This is a genomic window from Oceanisphaera sp., from assembly GCF_048268965.1.
Classification (GTDB): Bacteria; Pseudomonadota; Gammaproteobacteria; order Enterobacterales; family Aeromonadaceae; genus Oceanimonas.
In genome coordinates this window covers 22,835-40,279 of record NZ_JBLWUK010000028.1, presented here as the reverse complement: position 1 = coordinate 40,279, position 17,445 = coordinate 22,835, and the positions used below count along the sequence as shown (strand labels likewise).

Sequence of the window (17,445 nt, the reverse complement as noted above, 5' to 3'; positions counted from 1 at the left end):
GGCGTCAGGCGTCAGGCGTCAGGCGTCAGGCGTCAGGCGTCAGGCGTCGGGCGTCAGGCGTCAGGCGTCAGGCGTCAGGCGTCAGGCGTCAGGCGTCAGGCGTCAGGCGTCAGGCGTCAGGCGTCAGGCAGTATTTTACCCCCTATCTTTACCCTTACTCCTTACTTTTTACTCCACTCATCACTCTTTACGCCTCACGCTTCACGCTTCACGCTTCACTCTTTACGCCTCCCCCCTCACTCTTTACCGCTTTTTCGGGCCGGCAAATGACAGGGTTCGTCATGTCTGGGGGCTGTTTTTTAATGCCAATCACGACAGTCGACTTCGCAACTTTATCTTACTCATTGATTAATATCGTTATTTATAGAAAGTCACTGTATTGACACTCATTACTACACTTGTTGTTCTGCTCGCTTATGCGCTATTACTAACAGGGTAAAAAACATACGCGGCCCCGGGTCGCCATAGATAATCAGCGAGGAGCAGAAAATGAAAAAGACATGGATCAATGTATTGCTATTGAGCACTGTTACCGCTTTTGGTCTTGCCGCCTGCGATAATAAAGGCCCTGCAGAACAAGCTGGTGAGAACCTGGACGAGTCTATGGAGCAGATGCAGGAACAGAGTCAGGAAATGGCTGACGACACCCAGGAAGCCCTGGGCCTGAAGGAAAAAGGCACCATGGAAAAGATGGGGGAGTCGCTGGATGAAACCGCGGAGGATATTAAAAATGCCGCCAGCGATCAGGTAGACAAGGCCAGCCAGGCAATGGATGAGGCTGCCGAAGCAGCCGACCGCAAAATTGACGAACTCATGGCAGAAGACAACCAGTAAACATCATTCAAGGGAGCCAGGGCTCCCTTGTTTTTATTCTGACGTTTGTTCCGCTGCCGGCTCTGGTTTTGGCTCCATGCCCCCACCACAATATTTGCAGTATTTGGCATCTTTATCATGCCCTGTCTTGTCACATTGTGGACAGTGGCGCATATCGTACTCCCGGCGCATTTCCCGCCCCAGCTCGGCACTGAGAATACCGGTTGGCACCGCAATAATCGCATAACCCATCAACATGGTAATGGCCGCAATGCCCCGCCCCAGCGGCGTTTGTGGTGTAATGTCACCAAAGCCTACCGTGGTAATGGTCACTATCGCCCAGTAAATGCTGATGGGAATACTGGTAAAGCCGTTTTCCGGCCCTTCCACCACATACAATAAAGAGCCGAACAGCGTCACCAATATAAACAGGCTGCTGAAAAAAACCATGATCTTGCGTCGGCTTTGATTCAGCGAGCGCAACAATACATTGGCTTCATGGGCATAACGAAACAGCTTCAGAATACGAAAAACCCGCAATACGCGAAGTAATCGCACCATCAACAACAAGTTGGCCCCGGGAATAAACATCGCCAGGTAGGTGGGCATAATGGCCAGTACGTCGATAAGGCCGTAGAAACTGCGCATGTAGGCCAGTCGATTATGGGCACAATAAACCCGAACCCCGTATTCCACGGTAAATAACAGGGTAAAGGTCCATTCCAGAATATAGAGGGTACCGCCAATATGGGTGCGCACCGAACTCATGGAGTCCAGCAGCAGCACCACTATCGACAACAAGATAACGACGATAAGCGCCAGATCGAAACGGCGGCCCGCCGGTGTTTCCGTACCGAAGATTACCGTGTAAAGCACATCCTTGCTCGGCCACTGCATCCTCTGTCCTTATCGGCTGAGTGCCAAATTACAGGTCGTGATATCGCTCACAGGCGATCAGGGTGTTTTCGATTAACGAAGCGACCGTCATCGGGCCCACGCCACCGGGGACCGGAGTAATGTAAGAGGCTCGCTCGGCAGCGACTGCATACTCCACATCGCCCACCAGGCGGCCATCGTCCAGCCGGTTAATGCCCACATCAATTACAACCGCGCCGGGCTTGATCCAGTCGCCGGGAATAAAACCGGGCTTGCCCACCGCCACCACCAACAGATCGGCGTTGCCAACCTTGGTCTTGAGCTCTTCGGTAAAGCGATGACAGGTAGTAGTGGTACAGCCCGCCAGCAACAGCTCCAGCGTCATGGGACGGCCCACTATGTTGGACGCACCTACTACCACCGCATTAAGGCCGTGGGTTTTGATGTGGCTGCGCTCAAGCAGGGTAATGATGCCCTTGGGCGTGCAGGGGCGCAGCGCTGGAATACGCTGGGCCAGACGACCTATGTTGTAGGGGTGAAAACCGTCTACGTCTTTGTGCGGATGAATACGCTCAATCACCGGCGTACTATCAATATGATTGGGCAGGGGTAATTGCACCAGAATACCGTCTATGGTGCTGTCTGCGTTCAGCTCGTCGATCAGTTCCAGTAATTGCTGCTCTGTGGTCTCTTTGGGTAAATCGTAAGACTTGGAAACAAACCCCACCTCTTCACAGGCCCGTCGCTTGCTGCCCACATATACCTGAGAAGCCGGATTCGCCCCCACCAGAATAACCGCCAGTCCCGGTGCGCGCTTTCCTGCCCGGATTCGTTCGGCCACACCTTCGGCCACCTGGTTACGTACTGCCTGTGCTATCGCTTTCCCATCGATTATTTGAGCTGACATCTGTGTTGATTCTCACCTTTATAAACCTGATGTAATTGTCGCACTTTTTCGCGGCTTTGGTAAGCGAGCACCCATGGCTTTCGCACTTGCGAGTGCTCAATGGTCATCCGCTTTGGGTCATCAAGACCTCTTGGCACACTCGGTACGATAAAGCCGTTGACCCCTGTCGGGCAAATAGGTATTATGCCGCCCCGTTAGCGCAAAGTATTACCTATCAAAAGGTTAGCTTGTGTTACGAGAAGTGTACAAAAAGCGCCCTTAGCTCAGTTGGATAGAGCACCCGCCTTCTAAGCGGGTGGTCGCAGGTTCGAATCCTGCAGGGCGCGCCATCTTTGGTGACCGTAGCTCAGTTGGTAGAGTCCCGGATTGTGATTCCGGTTGTCGCGGGTTCGAGCCCCGTCGGTCACCCCATTTATTGTTCTCCCCCTGTATTCCCTGCTATTAAAAATGTGCCATTCCGTTGGCAAATTCGGCCTGTGCGCCAATACCTCAAGATACGCCTACTCTAGCGCCAGCTCAGAACCTTATTATCCGTCGCGATGCCAGATACTGCTCTGCTGCCTGCTCTGTGTCCACCGCCGACAGCATCCAGCCAAAGCACAGGACGACAAAACCTTAACCCTATTTTTGCCACGGAATCCACGGAAACCACGGAAACCACGGAAACCACGGACGAAGAGCAACCAAGGCAGCTAAGAGTGAAGAGGCTGCGGTAAAGGGTAAGAGCTTCGTTTGGTATTTTCCTTCACTCTTCACGATTTACATTGTGCTCAGTAAGCTCTTACCAAGTCAAAGCTCGTTTTTGGGTCTTTATCTTAATTTTTCCGTGGGTTCTGTGGATTCCGTGGCGAGAAAATCTTTAATCTTTAAAAGCAGTCCCCCCTCGCCCGGCGTGTGTTGAACCCTGCCTGGGTTTTATTGCGCGCCACTGCTTGAGAGGGGGTGCTCGTTACTGTTTATCCAGATCCTTGAACTCTCGGCGCAGACGAAACTCTTGCGAGGTGAGCAGTCGCTCCATTTTGGCCACGCGGCCATTCAAGCCCTGCAAGCGGGTTTCGAGCTTCGTCAGCGCATCGTTGGGTGACAGCCCCGACTGCCAGCCGGTGCTTTTCACATGCGCCGGTTCGGCTTCTTCCGCCTGGGGACGGTCGTCCAGCAACAGCCAGGCGGCAATGTAGAGCACCAGGGTCAAAAAACTGGTAAACACCAGGCCGGTCATCGCCAGCACCCGCACCAGCCAGGGTTCTACCCCCACCTTGTGCGCTATGCCGGCACACACGCCGCCCAGCTTGCCGTTGCGTTTGTCGCGATACACATTAATCAAGGTTGACGCCATCCGGGAACCTCCTGATCCAGCAGCCGCTCCAGGGTACTCACTCGCTCGGCCAGCTGCTCGGTTTGAGTCAGACTTTGCTCCAGTCGCACGCGGGCGCTTTCGCCCAGCCCTTCATCCAGCCGGCGCTTGCTGCGATAATGCAGTACCAGCCAGATAGGCACCACCAGAAACAAAAAGATATTCAATGGGGCCACCAGGGCCCAGGCTAGCTCCGACATTAGCCCTCCTCGTTTTTATTCATCTTGGCCTTTAGCTTCGTCAACTCACGGCTGATGGCGTCGTCCACTTCCAGCTCGGAAAACGACTGCTCCAGCCCCTTGCTTTGACTGTAGATGTCGGCTTTGGCTTCCAGCTCGTCTATTTTTCGCTCCATGCGATCGAACTTGTCCACCGACGAGGCGGTTTCAGTATAACGCACGCGCTCTTGCACCTTGATTCGGCTTTGGGCACTGCGCTCGCGCAACTGCATGGCCTGCTGACGTGCTCTGGCATCCACCAACTTGTCTTCCAGTGCGCCTATGGCCTGCGACAGCTTGTCGATACCTTCGCCCACCACCTGCTGCTCGTGCTCCAGCGCCTTCAGCAGATCGGCCTGCTTGCTTTTTTCCAGCAAGGCGGCGCGCGCCAGGTCTTCACGTTCACGGCTGAGCGCCAGCTCGGCCTTGCCCTGCCATTCGCTCACCCGCTCCTGATGGCGATCAATCTGGCGCAACAGGTCTTTTTGTTCGGCCAGAAAACGCGCCAGATTGGAGCGTTCACGCACCAGTTCGTCTTCCATTTCCTGAATGATCAGCCGCACCATTTTGGCCGGATCTTCGGCCTTATCCAGCAGCGAATTCAAATTGGCGTTGATGATGTCCGCCAGTCGAGAAAATATGCTCATCTTGGTTCTCCTCGGTATAAAGTGACAGACGACGACTAAAGTACAATATCGGCTGCCCTGGTGATTGGTTGTCGAGTCAACAGACTCTATCCCTCTCCTAAATATACAATTTACATGCCAACTGAAAATCTATATCTAAGTGATTGAAACTTCGTTAAATTAGCAATATCGCCAAGCTCTAAAAAAGCGACACTTGGCGATTAATGCTATAACTTGGTAAATTTAACCACCTCTGTGACATCAAAGGGCCGTTTATGCACCATGACTTGATCGGTCAATCCAATGCGCTGCTGTCGATACTGGAACAAACCTCACTGTTGGCGCCGCTGCACAAGCCGGTGCTGGTGGTGGGCGAGCGCGGTACCGGAAAAGAGCTGGTGGCCCATCGGCTGCATTACCTGTCCCCCCGCTGGCAACAGCCCTTTATTTCCCTTAACTGCGCCACCCTGGCCGAAACCCTGCTGGAAAGTGAATTGTTCGGCCATGAGGCAGGCGCCTTTACCGGGGCACAAAAACGTCATTCAGGCCGCTTTGAGCGCGCCAATGGCGGCACCCTGTTTCTGGATGAACTCGCCAGCACCAGCCCCAGGGTGCAGGAAAAGCTGCTGCGGGTGATTGAATACGGTGAATTCGAGCGAGTGGGTGGCAGCCAGGCCGTGCAGGCGGACGTGCGGCTGGTGTGTGCCACCAATCAGGATCTGCCCACTCTGGCGCAAAAGGGAGACTTTCGGGCCGATCTGCTTGATAGACTGGCCTTTGATGTGATTACATTGCCGCCCCTGCGCGCCAGGGATGGCGATATCCTGCGTCTGGCCGAACATTTTGCCGTTAATTTGTGCATGGAGCTGGGCTGGCCGCTGTTTGCCGGCTTTAGCCAGGCGGTACAACAACAGTTACTCGCCCACCCCTGGCCTGGCAATGTGCGAGAGCTGAAAAACGTCATTGAACGCAGCCTGTATCGCCATGGCCAGCCAGGAGTTGCGCTCAAGGCGTTATACTTGGATCCCTTCGCCTCACCCTGGCGGCCGGGGGACCACAGCCCTGCCAGGGTCGATAACAGGGTGACGCTGCCACTGGATATAAAAGCGCATTTGGCGCAAGAAGAAATACGCCTGCTGAAAACAGCATTGGAGCAGACTCATTACCACCAGCGTCACGCCGCCGAGCAGCTGGGGCTGAGTTACCATCAGCTGCGTGGCCTGCTGCGTAAATATGCCGCAGAGCTGCCCCTCGGCGGCCAAGAAGATCACAAGGATTAACCATGCGTTTATGGCTTTGGGGACTGCTGAGCAGCCTGTTACTGACAGGATGCGACAACGGCAACCGACAACTGGCTCAAGAAAGCCTGCTGTATTGCATGGCAGGGGGGCCGCTGAGTTTTAATCCGCAACTGGTGATGTCTATCGAAACCTTGGATGCCACCGCGCATCAGTTATACGACCGCTTGCTGGATATCGATCCCGCCACCCAGCAGCTGGCACCCGGGCTGGCCAGCCACTGGCAGCGCAGTGACGACGGCCTGCGCTATCGCTTTACCCTGCGCGAGGCGATCTCTTTTCATGATACTCCCTGGTTTAGCCCCAGCCGCCCGCTGACGGCAGAGGATGTGGTGTTCACCTTCCGCCGTATTATCGACAAGCAGCACCCTTATCATGAGGTGGGCGGCGGCCGTTATCCGTTTTTTGACGGCGTTGACTGGCAAGGGCTGGTGAGCGAAGTACGCGCCCTTGACTCGCATCAGGTCGAATTTGTATTAACCCGGCCCAATGCGGACTTTGCTGGCTACCTGGCGACGGACTATGCGGTGATCCTGTCGGCAGAATATGGCGAACAGCTGCTGGCGACCGGGACGCCCGGGCAACTGGACAGACAGCCGGTAGGCACAGGGCCCTTTCTGCTCGACTCTTATCGGCCCGACGAGTTTATTCGTTATTATCGCCACCCAAATTACTGGCGCGGCAGTGCGCCCTTGAGGCAGCTGATATTCGATATTACCCCCAAATCCTCCAAGCGCCTGGCCAAACTGCTATCGGGTGAGTGTGATGCCATGGCCAATCCGTCGGCCAGTCAGCTGACCGTCATAGAACGCCACCCCGACTTGATGCTGAGCGAAGCCACCGGTATCAATGTGTCCGTGCTGGCACTCAATACCCAGAAAGCGCCCTTCGATGATATTCGGGTGCGCAGAGCCTTCAGTCTGGCACTGCAGCGTGACGACATATTGCACGCCGTCTATTTCAATGCCGGCGAGCTGGCCGAATCTTTGCTGCCCGAAAGCTCCTGGGGACATGATCCCCAGCGGTTCATGCCCGCGGCCAATCAGGCTCGCGCCCGCTGGCTGCTGAAACTGGCAGGTTTGAATGATGGCATCAGCATGACGCTGCTGATGCCGGCGGGAGCGCGCACCTACAACCCGGACGGCCTGAAAACCGGTCAGTTGATTCAACGGCGGCTGGCCGAGCTGGGCATCAAGGTGACGCTGAAAGCCATGGATGAACAGTTGTTACGTCGCGAGCTGCTGACCGGCGAGCACGATGCCGTGCTGTCCGGCTGGTCTGCCGACACCCCCAGCCCGGACAATGTGTTACGCAACTTGCTCAGCTGCCGGGCCATTGCCGACGGCAGCAATGCCAGCCGCTGGTGTCATCCCCGGTTCGAGCAGCTGCTGGCACTGGCGCTGATCCCCTCTTCACCGGAGGAGCGGTTTGCCCATTACCAGCGGGCACAAGCCCTGGTGTTTCAGGAGATGGCCGTGATCCCCCTGGTGCACAGCCAGCGATCATTGTCTTACCGTTCAGAGGTTAAGGGGCTGCAGTTGCTGCCTTATGGCGGAGTGGCCTTTCATCGGGCCTTCAAGGAGTAACCATGCTGCTTTATCTGTTGCGCCGTCTGACCTTGTTGTTGAGTACGCTGATCATGCTGACCCTCATCGCCTATGCGCTGGAATTTCAGCTGATAAGTGACGACTCTCCCGACTTTTTTATGGGCTATATGGTTTTTTTGAATCAGTTGCTGGCCGGTGACTTTGGCATTTCCAGCGCCTCCGGCCTGCCGGTGCTGGGGGCCATCAGTCAGTATTTCCCTGCCACCCTGGAGCTGTGCCTGGCGGCCTTTATTGTGTCGCTGTTGGTGGGCATTCCTGCGGGTACCCTGGCGGCGCTGCGCCTGGGGCGCTGGCAAGACACCGTCATCCTGACCGGCACCCTGATCGGCTACTCGGTGCCGGTGTTCTGGCTTGGCATGTTGCTGGTGATGTTTTTCTCCCTCAACCTCGGCTGGTTGCCGGTGTCGGGTCAGCTCAGCCTGCTGTATGACATCAAGCCGGTAACCGGCATCATGACCATAGACACCCTGCTCACCGATAACCCGTATCGCTGGCCGGCCTTTCTGGATGCACTGCGTCATCTGATACTGCCGGCCCTGGTGCTGGCCATAGTGCCGACCACCGAAGTCATTCGCCAAATTCGCAGCGCCTTGCTGGAAGTGTTGAAACACGACTATATTCGCGCCGCCCTCACCAAGGGACTGAGCGACAGCAATGTGATTTTACGCCACGGGTTGCGTAACGCCTTTCCCATGGCCATTCCCACCCTGGGGTTGCAGTTTGGCACCGTGCTTACCTCGGCGATCATGACCGAGATTGTCTTCGACTGGCCCGGCCTGGGCCGCTGGCTGATCACCAGCATTGCCTTGCAGGATTACGCCGCCATCAAGGGCGGTACTCTGGCCATTGCCACCTTCACCATAGTCGCCAGTGCCGCCGTCGAGGTAGTGTCCACCTTGATTTACCCAGCCAGAAGGAAGGCCATTTATGCCAAACAGGGGTAATATTTATCCGGAAGTGCAGGTGCTTTCTCCTCACCAGCAGACCTGGAAGGTATTTCGGCGCAATACCCTGGCCATGCTCGGCCTGTGGGGGCTGGTGGTATTGTCGCTACTCACCCTGCTGGCGCCCTGGATTGCCCCCTACGCGCCCCATGAGCAATTCACCCAGGCCTTGCTGATGCCTCCCGCCTGGGACGACAAGGCCAATATCGACTTCTTTTTGGGAACCGACGACCTGGGTCGCGACATGTTGTCGCGGCTGGTCTTTGGCGCTCGCCTGACCTTTGGCAATGCCGTGCTGGTGGTGCTGGTGGCGCTGCTGGTAGGGGGCACCCTCGGCATTATCGGCGGCATGAGCAAAGGGTTTCAGGCCAGCATTCTTAATCACCTTCTGGATACCCTGCTGTCGATCCCCTCTTTGTTGCTGGCCATTATTTTTGTCGCCATACTGGGCCCCGGGCTGTTCAACACCCTGCTCGCCATTACGCTGGCGCTCACGCCGCAGTTTACCCGCGCCACCTATAATGCGGTGGCCGATGAAATGCAAAAAGAATACCTGACCGCCCTGCGCCTGGATGGGGGCACTCGCTGGCACATGCTGCGTTATGGCGTCTTGCCCAACCTGAGTGATACTCTCGTTAGTCAGACTACCCGAGGCTTGTCGGCCGCCATTCTGGACATTTCTGCCGTGGGGTTTTTAGGCCTGGGTGCCCAACCCCCCAAGCCCGAATGGGGGACCATGCTGGCGGATGCCATGGAGCTGGTGTTTCTGGCGCCCTGGACGGTCGCCCTGCCCGGTCTGGCGATACTGCTCTCGGTGCTGGTGATCAACATGGTAGGCGAAGGCTTACGCCAGGCAATCAATGAGGTAATGGACTGATGCCACTTCTGGATATTCGCAACCTGACCATAGAAATAGAAACCCCCCAGGGGTTGGTAAAGGCGGTAGACAAGTTCAGCCTGACCCTGGCCGACGGCGAAGTACGCGGCCTGGTGGGCGAGTCGGGCTCGGGAAAAAGCCTGGTCGCCGAAACCATAGTGGGGATCGCCAAGAATACCTGGCGCGTCACGGCGGATCGCATGTACTTCAACAATATTGACCTGCTCAGCCTGTCTCATAAGGAACGCCGGCGCATTATGGGCCGGGACATCGCCATGGTGTTTCAGGAGCCCTCCAGCAGCCTGGATCCCTCGGAAAGAGTCGGCGCCCAGATTAAGGAAGCCATCCCGGATCGGGAGGTAAAAGGCAGATGGTGGCAACACTGGAACTGGCGCCAGACACAAGCGCTCTCGCTCTTGCACCGGGTGGGCATTCGCAACGCCAAGGCCGTGATGAACAGCTATCCCTTCGAGCTGTCGGAGGGGGAGTGCCAAAAGGTGATGATCGCCATGGCCATTGCCAATCAGCCCAAGCTGCTGGTGGCCGACGAGCCCACCAATGCCCTGGAGGCCTCTAACCAGGCACAGATTTTACGGCTACTGGAGCGGGTAAACAAACTCTCCGGCACCACCATATTGCTGATCAGCAACGATCTGACGACCTTTGCCCGACTCACCGACAACATCACCGTGATGTACTGCGGCCAGGCGGTAGAGTCCGGCACCCGGGAGCAGTTACTGACCCAGCCTCATCATCCCTATACCGCCGCCTTGTTGCAGATGATGCCGGATCTGGATGGCAGCCTGCCGCACAAGTCGCGCCTGAACATACTGCCCGGTGCCATACCGGCGCTGCAAAGCCTGCCCATAGGTTGTCGGCTGGGCCCCCGCTGCCCCAACGCCCAAAAGCAATGCGTGATCACCCCGCCCCTGGCCAAATACAAGGGGCAAAGCTACTACTGCCACTTTCCGCTCAATATGCCAAAAGGTAAGTCCAAATGAGCCAGGTTCCCCTGCTCAAGGTTGATGGTCTCAGCAAGGTGTTCGTGAATCACCGCGGGCTGTTTCGCAAGGTCAGTAAAACGGCTTTTTACCCGCTGTCCTTTACTCTGGAACGTGGCCAGACCCTGGCCATCATGGGTGACTCCGGCTCGGGAAAAAGCACCCTGGCCAAGGTGCTGGCCGGGGTCATGCCGCCCACCCAGGGCAATATTTATATCAACGGCGATAAAATCGAACCCGGGGATGATAAAAAGCGCTGCCAGCTGGTACGGATGATTTTTCAGGATCCCAACACCTCGCTTAATCCGCGCAGTCATATTGGCCAAATCCTGGAAATGCCCCTCAGCCTGAACACCAGCCTGGATGCCACCCAGCGCCACGAGCTGGTGCTGGATACCTTGCGGATGGTGGGCCTGCTGCCGGATCATTATCACTTTTACCCGCAAATGATTTCCACCGGACAAAAGCAGCGGGTGGCGCTGGCCCGCGCCCTGATCCTCTCCCCCAACATCATCGTCGCCGACGAGGCCATCTCCAACCTGGATATTTCGGTGCGCTCGCAAATCATCAACTTGCTGCTCAGCCTGCAGACGCGACTGGGATTATCCTATGTACTGGTGGCCAACGATCTGGGGGTGGTGCGCCACATCAGCGATCAGGTGATACTGATGCACGAAGGCCATGTAGTGGAAGCCGGCCCCACGCACAAGGTACTGACCACCCCCCAGAGCGAACAAGGCCTGCGCCTGCTGCAAAGCTACCACAACGAATACCGCTGGCACCGCAAAAAAGGGTAACCACAGCGGTCAGCGGTCAGCGGTCAGCGGTCAGCGGTCAGCGGTAACTTTGTAGCTCCCAGTCTCTTTGGTAAAGAGGACTTCGGCGGCCAGCATCGCTGGCACAACACCAAACCGCCCTTTGTAGCCCGCCCATTTATTCGGCGGCCAGCGTAGCTGGCACAACATCACACCGCGCGAACAAGTATGCGCCTACAAAACCACGCCATCATCACCCTCCAGCGTGTTGCTGTAGTCCGCCCGTCTCTTTGGTAAAGAGGACTTAGGCAAGCCAGCATCGCTGGATGATTTTAAATACCATACTGCTAACGCAGTACCGGCAGCTAAAGCGCCGGACTACAGGGAGTTGGGGGTTGCTTCGGGCTTGCCGCTATGAAACCGGAACTCGCTGTCGGGCGAGCGGATGAGCTCGGCTTCTATCTCGGCAAAATAAGCGATGCGCTCCGAGATATCCTTGCCGGCTATGTCTTCTGCCAGGGTCAGATAATCCTGATAATGCCGCGCCTCTGAACGTAACAAAGAGATATAAAACTTCTGAATGTCGTCGGCCAGATACGGCGCCAGCCGGGCAAAGCGCTCGCAAGAGCGGGCCTCGATAAAGGCACCTATGATCAGCTTGTCGACCAGGGCATCGGGCTCAAAGGTTTTAACGTGGGTAAACAGCCCCTTGGCATAGCGGCTGGCGGTGACGTTCTCATAAGCGATGCCCTTGTTCTGCATCAGCTCCAGCACCTGATAATAATGATGCAGCTCTTCTTTGATCAGCAGCACCATCTTGTCGATTAATGCCTGACTATAGGGCAAGTCGGTCCGCGCCCTTATCTTCTTCGAAATCGAGCTTCTGCCCTTCAGGCTCTCCAGGGTGCCCTGCTTCTTGTAGGCAAAATCTTCATAAGGCTTCAGCCAGTCCTGCAGCGCCTGCCTGGAGTCCTGATCGATGGCATATTTGCGGATCAAAAACATGGCGCTTTGCGCCGCCTTTAATTCACATAGCATGTGGTCACGCAGCACCACCGGCAAATTTGCTGGCTGACGGGCTTCTTCCAGCCAGGCGTCGGGGGTGTCACAACGCAAAAATGCATGAATGGGCGCCAGTAAATCGCCAAATTCCGGCGGCAGAGTGTGTAAGTGCGACATAAATACCTGTTTGAATCCAGTGGGCAAAATCGAGGTGATGCACTATTTTATCATTAAGTGTCACTGGCTTCTCATACTCTAATGTCGCCAATCAGTTTGTTGATCCAGATCTCATTTTTATCATTCCAAGCGCACAATATACGGATTAGTTGTCTACAATCGCCCATCGAATCGATTGCGTAACCGTTTCGCTTGTCGTGTCTGGTTAAACCTCGGGCCTGTGCGCCCCAGAACAAGGCGAATCTTGTGAAAAAAGCCACCTTACTTAACAGCCATTTATCTGCACTGGTCGCCAGTGTCGGCCATACTGATGACATCGTGCTGGCCGATGCAGGCTTGCCCATTCCGGCAGGTCCTCAGCGTATCGACCTGGCCGTGAGCCCGGGCTTGCCGAACCTGCTGCCGGTCTTTGGCGCCCTGTTAACCGAGCTGCAGCTCGAAAGCGTCATTCTGGCGCAGGAAATCATCACCGCCAGCCCCGAGTTGCATCAGCAGCTGCTGGCTCGCATTGCCGAGGCCGCCATTGCTCAGGGCAAAGAGATAGCAGTGAGCTACATTAGCCATGAGCAATTCAAACAGGATACCACTCGGGCCAAGGCCGTGGTGCGCACCGGCGAATGCACGCCCTACGCCAACCTGATATTGCGCTGCGGCGTGCCTTTTTGAGGTGAACATGGAACCTATACTGTCCCTAACGGGCATCGATAAGGCATTTCCTGGCGTAAAGGCGCTGGAGCAGGCCGGGCTTAACGTTTATCCGGGCCAGGTGATGGCGCTGATGGGCGAAAACGGGGCCGGCAAGTCCACCATGATGAAGGTGCTGACCGGTATTTATCAGCCGGATGCCGGCGAAATTGTCTATCGTGGCCAGCCTTGCCGTTTTAAAGGCCCCCGAGACTCGCAGCAGGCCGGCATTGGCATCATTCACCAGGAGCTGAACCTGCTGGATGAGCTGACCATAGCCGAAAATATTTTTCTCGGCCGCGAGCCGGTGAATGCGTTTGGCAAAATCGACTGGACCAGGCTGTATGCCGATGCCCAGGTACTGCTCGACCGCTTGCAGATCCGCCAGTCTCCCAACACCCGTTTGGGCGATTTGAGCATTGGTGCCCAGCAGATGGTGGAAATCGCCAAGGCGCTGTCGTTCAAGGCCGATGTCATCGTGATGGATGAGCCCACCGATGCCCTGACCGACACCGAAACCCAGGCCCTGTTCCGCGTCATCGAAGAGTTGCGGGCCGACGGATGCGCCATGGTGTATATCTCGCACCGGCTGCAGGAAATTTTTGATATTTGCGATCGCGTGACCGTGTTGCGCGATGGCAAGTGGATTGCCGAAGCGGCGGTGAGCGATATCGATGAAGAGCGGCTGATCGAAATGATGGTCGGGCGCAAGCTGGACGAGCAATATCCGCGCCTTAAGGTCCCCCAGGGCCTGGAAGTGCTCAAGGTAGAACAACTGGCTGCCCCTGGCATTAGCGATGTGAGCTTCAGCTTGCATCAGGGGGAGATCCTCGGGTTTTCCGGGCTGATGGGTGCGGGGCGTACCGAGCTGATGAAAGCCCTGTACGGCGCCGAGCCACGTACCAAAGGCCAGGTGTGGTTGTCGGGCAAGCCTTATGCGGTCACCCACCCGCAGCAAGGTCTGGCCGCGGGCATTGCCTACATTTCGGAAGACCGCAAGGGCGACGGCCTGATCCTGGACCTATCGGTCAAAATCAACATGAGCCTGTCGTCTCTGGCCGAACTCAGCCGTGGCCCCCAGCTGGATCACGATGCCGAACGCAGCGCGGTGGACGAATTTATCAAGCTGTTCAAGATCCGCACCCCGGGTCGCGAGCAGTTAATCGGTAACCTGTCCGGTGGCAACCAGCAAAAAGTGGCCATCGCCAAGGGGTTGATGACCCGCCCCAAGGTATTGATCCTGGACGAACCCACCCGGGGCGTGGATGTGGGCGCCAAAAAAGAAATCTATCAGCTGATCAACCGTTTTAAAGAAGAAGGCATGGCCATTATTCTAGTGTCATCCGATATGCCCGAAGTACTGGGCATGAGTGATCGCATTATGGTGATGCATGAAGGGCGTATTAATGGTGAATTCAACGCCATCACCGCCACCCAAGAACAACTGCTGGCCGCGGCCGTCGGTAAAACCCACCAAAAGGAACAAGCATGATGACTACCACCACTAACCGCCGCTGGTTCAGCAAGGAGTGGCTGATTGCCCAAAAATCGCTGATTGCCCTGCTGGTGCTCATTGCCGTGGTGTCGGCCCTGAACCCGAACTTCTTTACCGTGGACAACCTGCTCAATATTTTGCGCCAGACCTCGGTTAACGCCATTATTGCCGTGGGCATGACCCTGGTGATCCTGACCGCCGGTATCGACCTGAGTGTGGGATCCGTGCTGGCGCTATGCGGTGCCTTTGCCGCCAGCATGGTGTCGATGGAGCTGTCTATTTTCATCACCCTGCCGGTGGTCTTGCTGGCGGGCTTTGCCCTGGGGGGCTTCAGTGGCCTGATAGTGGCCAAGGGCCGGGTACAGGCGTTTATTGCTACCCTGGTGACCATGACGCTGCTGCGCGGTGTCACCATGGTGTATACCGAAGGCCGGCCCATCTCTACCGGCTTTACCGATGCCGGTGATATTTTCGCCTGGTTTGGTACCGGCTACGTGTTTGGCATACCGGTGCCGGTGTGGTTGATGGCCATGACCTTTCTCGGTGCCTGGTATCTGCTTAACCATACCCGGTTTGGCCGCTATATTTATGCGGTTGGGGGCAACGAAGCCGCCGCCCGTTTGTCGGGCATTAACGTTGCCCGGGTAAAAATGGGCGTGTATGCCATTTGTGGCATGCTCTCGGCACTGGCCGCCATTATCGTGACCAGCCGCCTGTCTTCGGCCCAGCCCACCGCGGGCACCACCTATGAACTGGACGCCATTGCCGCCGTGGTATTGGGCGGCACCAGTCTGGCCGGTGGTAAAGGCGCCATTATGGGCACCTTGATTGGCGCCCTGATTATCGGTTTTTTGAATAATGCTCTTAACCTGCTGGACGTATCGTCTTATTACCAGATGATTGCCAAGGCGACCGTTATTTTGCTGGCCGTGCTGGTCGACAACAAACACAAGTAACACCCAGGCTGAGTTCTGGCCGTTATCATTAAGGAATGCGTATCATGAAAAAACTGACCACTCTGCTTTCTGTTGCTCTGCTCGGTGCCACCCTGAGTAGCGGCGCTTACGCCAAGGATACCCTGGCGCTGGTTATCTCTACCCTGAACAACCCCTTCTTCGTCACCATGAAAGAAGGAGCCGAGAAAAAAGCGGCCGAGCTGGGTTACAACCTGATCGTGCTGGACTCACAAAATGATCCTTCCAAGGAGCTGTCGAACGTCGAAGACCTGAGCGTGCGCGGGGCCAAGGTCTTGCTGATCAACCCCACCGACTCCGATGCCGTGACCAATGCCATTCGCCTGGCCAACCGCGCCAAGCTGCCCGTCCTTACCCTGGACCGTGCCGCCAGCCGGGGAGATGTAACGTCGCACATCGCTTCCGACAACGTGGCCGGTGGCCTGATGGCCGGTGATTTTATTGCCGAGCAAGTGGGTGAAAATGCCAAGGTGATCCAGCTGGAAGGCATTGCCGGCACCAGTGCGGCCCGCGAGCGCGGCGAAGGCTTTAAGCAGGCGATTGCCAAGCACGGCTTTGAGCTGCTGGCCAGCCAGCCGGCGGATTTTGACCGTACCAAAGGCCTGAATGTCATGGAAAACCTGCTGGCCGGTAACCCGGGCGTGCAGGCGGTATTTGCCCAGAACGACGAAATGGCACTGGGTGCCCTGCGTGCCCTGCAGGCCGCCAATAGAAAAGACGTGCTGATTGTTGGCTTTGACGGTACAGAAGACGGTATCAAGGCAGTACAGGGCGGACGTCTGTCGGCCACCATCGCCCAGCAGCCCGACCAGATTGGTGCCATCGCGGTTATCACCGCCGACCAGATCCTCAAGGGCGACACGGTCGAACAGCACATTCCCGTGCCCCTGCAAGTGATCAGCGAGTAAGGTCGATACCATGACATTAACCGTAGTTGGCAGTATCAATATCGATCACGTTATTCGCCTGGCGCAGTTTCCGCGCCCGGGCGAAACCCTGACCGGCAGTGATTATCGTATTGTGCCCGGCGGCAAGGGGGCCAATCAGGCGGTCGCCGCGGTGCGTGCCGGTGCCGACACCCGCTTTATTGCCTGCGTGGGTGACGATCCCCTGGCCAAGACGCTGGTCGAGGGCTTTGCCGCCGACGGCATGAACACCGAGGCCATCGAGTCGATCAGCCAGGTGAATACCGGCGTGGCGCTTATTCAGGTGAATGCCGAGGGGGAAAATACCATCTCGCTGGCCGCCGGCGCCAACGGCCGGCTAACCCCCGAGCAGCTGCAACGCCACCAGGCCGGGCTGGCCTGCGAACGGCTGCTGCTGCAGCTGGAAATCCCCCTCGACACCAATATCGCCGCCGCCACTCAGGCCAAGGCCAATGGGGCCAAAGTGGTGCTCAACCCGGCACCGGCACAACCCCTGCCCGATGCCTTGCTGTCGTTGGTGGACATGATTACCCCGAACGAAACCGAAGCCGAGCGGCTGACAGGTCTGGCGGTGCATGATGACGCTGGCGCGGCACAGGCGGCAGCGGCACTGCACGCCAAGGGTATCGCGACCGTGATCATTACCCTGGGGGCAAGAGGGGTCTGGCTGAGCGAACGCGATCAGCCCGGCCAGCTGATACCGGGCTTCAAGGTGAATGCCGTTGATACCACGGCGGCAGGTGACACCTTCAACGGTGCCCTGCTGGCGGCCCTGCAACAGGGTCAGCCGTTAAGAACGGCGGTGCGGTTTGCCCAGGCGGCGGCGGCCTTGTCGGTCACCCGACCCGGCGCTCAAACCTCCATTCCCTATCGCGCCGAGATCCAGGCCCTGTTGGAAGCAAACTGATGAG

General features: G+C 56.9%; 18 protein-coding genes and 2 tRNA genes. 14 read left to right on the top strand and 6 right to left on the bottom strand.

Annotated features, from left to right (window positions below):
* The first annotated feature begins 489 nt into the window (after window positions 1–489).
* Window positions 490–834 carry a hypothetical protein gene (locus tag ACN0VL_RS12220; protein ID WP_417617751.1) on the top strand — a complete coding sequence of 115 codons (345 nt, stop codon included), beginning with the start codon at window positions 490–492 and terminating at the stop codon, window positions 832–834.
* Window positions 835–867: 33 nt separating this feature from the next.
* Here ACN0VL_RS12220 and ACN0VL_RS12215 read toward each other — a convergent pair whose 3' ends face one another.
* Together ACN0VL_RS12215 and folD are read right to left on the bottom strand one after the other, a co-directional pair.
* Window positions 868–1,710, bottom strand: coding sequence for an ion transporter (locus ACN0VL_RS12215; RefSeq protein WP_417617749.1), 843 nt, complete (start codon window positions 1,708–1,710; stop codon window positions 868–870).
* A 28-nt stretch (window positions 1,711–1,738) separates the two neighbouring features.
* On the bottom strand, window positions 1,739–2,596 hold the full coding sequence (gene folD / locus ACN0VL_RS12210; RefSeq protein ID WP_417617747.1) for a bifunctional methylenetetrahydrofolate dehydrogenase/methenyltetrahydrofolate cyclohydrolase FolD: 858 nt from the start codon (window positions 2,594–2,596) through the stop codon (window positions 1,739–1,741).
* A 252-nt stretch (window positions 2,597–2,848) separates the two neighbouring features.
* On the opposite strand from folD, the gene ACN0VL_RS12205 reads away from it, so the two are divergent.
* Both ACN0VL_RS12205 and ACN0VL_RS12200 read left to right on the top strand, forming a co-directional pair.
* Window positions 2,849–2,925 (top strand) — tRNA-Arg (locus tag ACN0VL_RS12205).
* A gap of 6 nt (window positions 2,926–2,931) precedes the next feature.
* Window positions 2,932–3,007 (top strand) — tRNA-His (locus ACN0VL_RS12200).
* Window positions 3,008–3,545: 538 nt separating this feature from the next.
* On the opposite strand, the gene pspC is transcribed toward ACN0VL_RS12200, so the two are convergent.
* Genes pspC through pspA form a run of 3 tightly spaced genes read right to left on the bottom strand, consistent with a single transcriptional unit; the run spans window position 3,546 to window position 4,815 of the window.
* Window positions 3,546–3,932: an envelope stress response membrane protein PspC gene (pspC, locus tag ACN0VL_RS12195; protein WP_417617745.1), complete on the bottom strand. Its 387-nt coding sequence runs from the start codon at window positions 3,930–3,932 to the stop codon at window positions 3,546–3,548.
* Window positions 3,917–4,150: an envelope stress response membrane protein PspB gene (gene pspB / locus ACN0VL_RS12190; RefSeq protein WP_417617744.1), complete on the bottom strand. Its 234-nt coding sequence runs from the start codon at window positions 4,148–4,150 to the stop codon at window positions 3,917–3,919. Before pspB ends, pspC begins: the two co-directional genes overlap by 16 nt.
* Window positions 4,150–4,815 (bottom strand): phage shock protein PspA, encoded by a 666-nt coding sequence (gene pspA / locus ACN0VL_RS12185; protein ID WP_417617742.1) that lies wholly within the window; start codon window positions 4,813–4,815, stop codon window positions 4,150–4,152. Before pspA ends, pspB begins: the two co-directional genes overlap by 1 nt.
* Window positions 4,816–5,069: 254 nt before the next feature.
* Here pspA and pspF point away from each other — a divergent pair, with 254 nt between their 5' ends.
* From pspF to ACN0VL_RS12155, 6 genes are read left to right on the top strand one after another with little or no spacing between them, the layout of a single operon-like run.
* Window positions 5,070–6,074 carry a phage shock protein operon transcriptional activator gene (gene pspF, locus ACN0VL_RS12180; protein WP_417617741.1) on the top strand — a complete coding sequence of 335 codons (1,005 nt, stop codon included), beginning with the start codon at window positions 5,070–5,072 and terminating at the stop codon, window positions 6,072–6,074.
* Window positions 6,075–6,076: 2 nt separating this feature from the next.
* On the top strand, window positions 6,077–7,678 hold the full coding sequence (locus ACN0VL_RS12175) for an ABC transporter substrate-binding protein (RefSeq protein ID WP_417617739.1): 1,602 nt from the start codon (window positions 6,077–6,079) through the stop codon (window positions 7,676–7,678).
* 2 nt (window positions 7,679–7,680) lie between these two features.
* A complete protein-coding gene (locus ACN0VL_RS12170) occupies window positions 7,681–8,643 on the top strand; it encodes an ABC transporter permease (RefSeq protein ID WP_417617737.1) in 963 nt (320 codons plus the stop codon).
* Window positions 8,627–9,520: an ABC transporter permease subunit gene (locus ACN0VL_RS12165; protein WP_417617735.1), complete on the top strand. Its 894-nt coding sequence runs from the start codon at window positions 8,627–8,629 to the stop codon at window positions 9,518–9,520. Before ACN0VL_RS12170 ends, ACN0VL_RS12165 begins: the two co-directional genes overlap by 17 nt.
* Window positions 9,520–10,521 carry an oligopeptide/dipeptide ABC transporter ATP-binding protein gene (locus tag ACN0VL_RS12160; protein WP_417617733.1) on the top strand — a complete coding sequence of 334 codons (1,002 nt, stop codon included), beginning with the start codon at window positions 9,520–9,522 and terminating at the stop codon, window positions 10,519–10,521. The genes ACN0VL_RS12165 and ACN0VL_RS12160 overlap by 1 nt, the downstream gene beginning before the upstream one ends.
* Window positions 10,518–11,318, top strand: a complete 801-nt coding sequence (locus ACN0VL_RS12155) for an ATP-binding cassette domain-containing protein (protein WP_417617732.1) — start codon at window positions 10,518–10,520, stop codon at window positions 11,316–11,318. The genes ACN0VL_RS12160 and ACN0VL_RS12155 overlap by 4 nt, the downstream gene beginning before the upstream one ends.
* 336 nt (window positions 11,319–11,654) lie before the next feature.
* On the opposite strand, the gene miaE is transcribed toward ACN0VL_RS12155, so the two are convergent.
* Window positions 11,655–12,455, bottom strand: coding sequence for a tRNA isopentenyl-2-thiomethyl-A-37 hydroxylase MiaE (gene miaE, locus ACN0VL_RS12150; RefSeq protein ID WP_417617730.1), 801 nt, complete (start codon window positions 12,453–12,455; stop codon window positions 11,655–11,657).
* Between the two features lie 246 nt (window positions 12,456–12,701).
* Between miaE and rbsD the strand changes: the two genes are divergently transcribed.
* From rbsD to rbsK, 5 genes are read left to right on the top strand one after another with little or no spacing between them, the layout of a single operon-like run.
* Window positions 12,702–13,121 (top strand): D-ribose pyranase, encoded by a 420-nt coding sequence (gene rbsD, locus ACN0VL_RS12145; protein ID WP_417617728.1) that lies wholly within the window; start codon window positions 12,702–12,704, stop codon window positions 13,119–13,121.
* 7 nt (window positions 13,122–13,128) lie between these two features.
* Window positions 13,129–14,631 (top strand): ribose ABC transporter ATP-binding protein RbsA, encoded by a 1,503-nt coding sequence (rbsA, locus tag ACN0VL_RS12140; RefSeq protein WP_417617726.1) that lies wholly within the window; start codon window positions 13,129–13,131, stop codon window positions 14,629–14,631.
* Window positions 14,628–15,590, top strand: a complete 963-nt coding sequence (gene rbsC / locus ACN0VL_RS12135) for a ribose ABC transporter permease (RefSeq protein WP_417617724.1) — start codon at window positions 14,628–14,630, stop codon at window positions 15,588–15,590. The genes rbsA and rbsC overlap by 4 nt, the downstream gene beginning before the upstream one ends.
* Window positions 15,591–15,634: 44 nt before the next feature.
* Window positions 15,635–16,516: a ribose ABC transporter substrate-binding protein RbsB gene (gene rbsB / locus ACN0VL_RS12130; RefSeq protein WP_417617722.1), complete on the top strand. Its 882-nt coding sequence runs from the start codon at window positions 15,635–15,637 to the stop codon at window positions 16,514–16,516.
* A 10-nt stretch (window positions 16,517–16,526) separates the two neighbouring features.
* Window positions 16,527–17,441 carry a ribokinase gene (gene rbsK / locus ACN0VL_RS12125; RefSeq protein ID WP_417617720.1) on the top strand — a complete coding sequence of 305 codons (915 nt, stop codon included), beginning with the start codon at window positions 16,527–16,529 and terminating at the stop codon, window positions 17,439–17,441.
* Window positions 17,442–17,445 lie beyond the last annotated feature (4 nt).

What these genes read in the sequence shown, in the direction of transcription:
- ACN0VL_RS12220 (WP_417617751.1), top strand. Translation starts at nt 490, where the DNA reads ATGAAAAAGACATGGATCAATGTATTGCTATTGAGCACTGTTACCGCT.
- ACN0VL_RS12215 (WP_417617749.1), bottom strand. Translation starts at nt 1,710, where the DNA reads ATGCAGTGGCCGAGCAAGGATGTGCTTTACACGGTAATCTTCGGTACG.
- folD (WP_417617747.1), bottom strand. Translation starts at nt 2,596, where the DNA reads ATGTCAGCTCAAATAATCGATGGGAAAGCGATAGCACAGGCAGTACGT.
- pspC (WP_417617745.1), bottom strand. Translation starts at nt 3,932, where the DNA reads ATGGCGTCAACCTTGATTAATGTGTATCGCGACAAACGCAACGGCAAG.
- pspB (WP_417617744.1), bottom strand. Translation starts at nt 4,150, where the DNA reads ATGTCGGAGCTAGCCTGGGCCCTGGTGGCCCCATTGAATATCTTTTTG.
- pspA (WP_417617742.1), bottom strand. Translation starts at nt 4,815, where the DNA reads ATGAGCATATTTTCTCGACTGGCGGACATCATCAACGCCAATTTGAAT.
- pspF (WP_417617741.1), top strand. Translation starts at nt 5,070, where the DNA reads ATGCACCATGACTTGATCGGTCAATCCAATGCGCTGCTGTCGATACTG.
- ACN0VL_RS12175 (WP_417617739.1), top strand. Translation starts at nt 6,077, where the DNA reads ATGCGTTTATGGCTTTGGGGACTGCTGAGCAGCCTGTTACTGACAGGA.
- ACN0VL_RS12170 (WP_417617737.1), top strand. Translation starts at nt 7,681, where the DNA reads ATGCTGCTTTATCTGTTGCGCCGTCTGACCTTGTTGTTGAGTACGCTG.
- ACN0VL_RS12165 (WP_417617735.1), top strand. Translation starts at nt 8,627, where the DNA reads ATGCCAAACAGGGGTAATATTTATCCGGAAGTGCAGGTGCTTTCTCCT.
- ACN0VL_RS12160 (WP_417617733.1), top strand. Translation starts at nt 9,520, where the DNA reads ATGCCACTTCTGGATATTCGCAACCTGACCATAGAAATAGAAACCCCC.
- ACN0VL_RS12155 (WP_417617732.1), top strand. Translation starts at nt 10,518, where the DNA reads ATGAGCCAGGTTCCCCTGCTCAAGGTTGATGGTCTCAGCAAGGTGTTC.
- miaE (WP_417617730.1), bottom strand. Translation starts at nt 12,455, where the DNA reads ATGTCGCACTTACACACTCTGCCGCCGGAATTTGGCGATTTACTGGCG.
- rbsA (WP_417617726.1), top strand. Translation starts at nt 13,129, where the DNA reads ATGGAACCTATACTGTCCCTAACGGGCATCGATAAGGCATTTCCTGGC.
- rbsC (WP_417617724.1), top strand. Translation starts at nt 14,628, where the DNA reads ATGATGACTACCACCACTAACCGCCGCTGGTTCAGCAAGGAGTGGCTG.
- rbsB (WP_417617722.1), top strand. Translation starts at nt 15,635, where the DNA reads ATGAAAAAACTGACCACTCTGCTTTCTGTTGCTCTGCTCGGTGCCACC.
- rbsK (WP_417617720.1), top strand. Translation starts at nt 16,527, where the DNA reads ATGACATTAACCGTAGTTGGCAGTATCAATATCGATCACGTTATTCGC.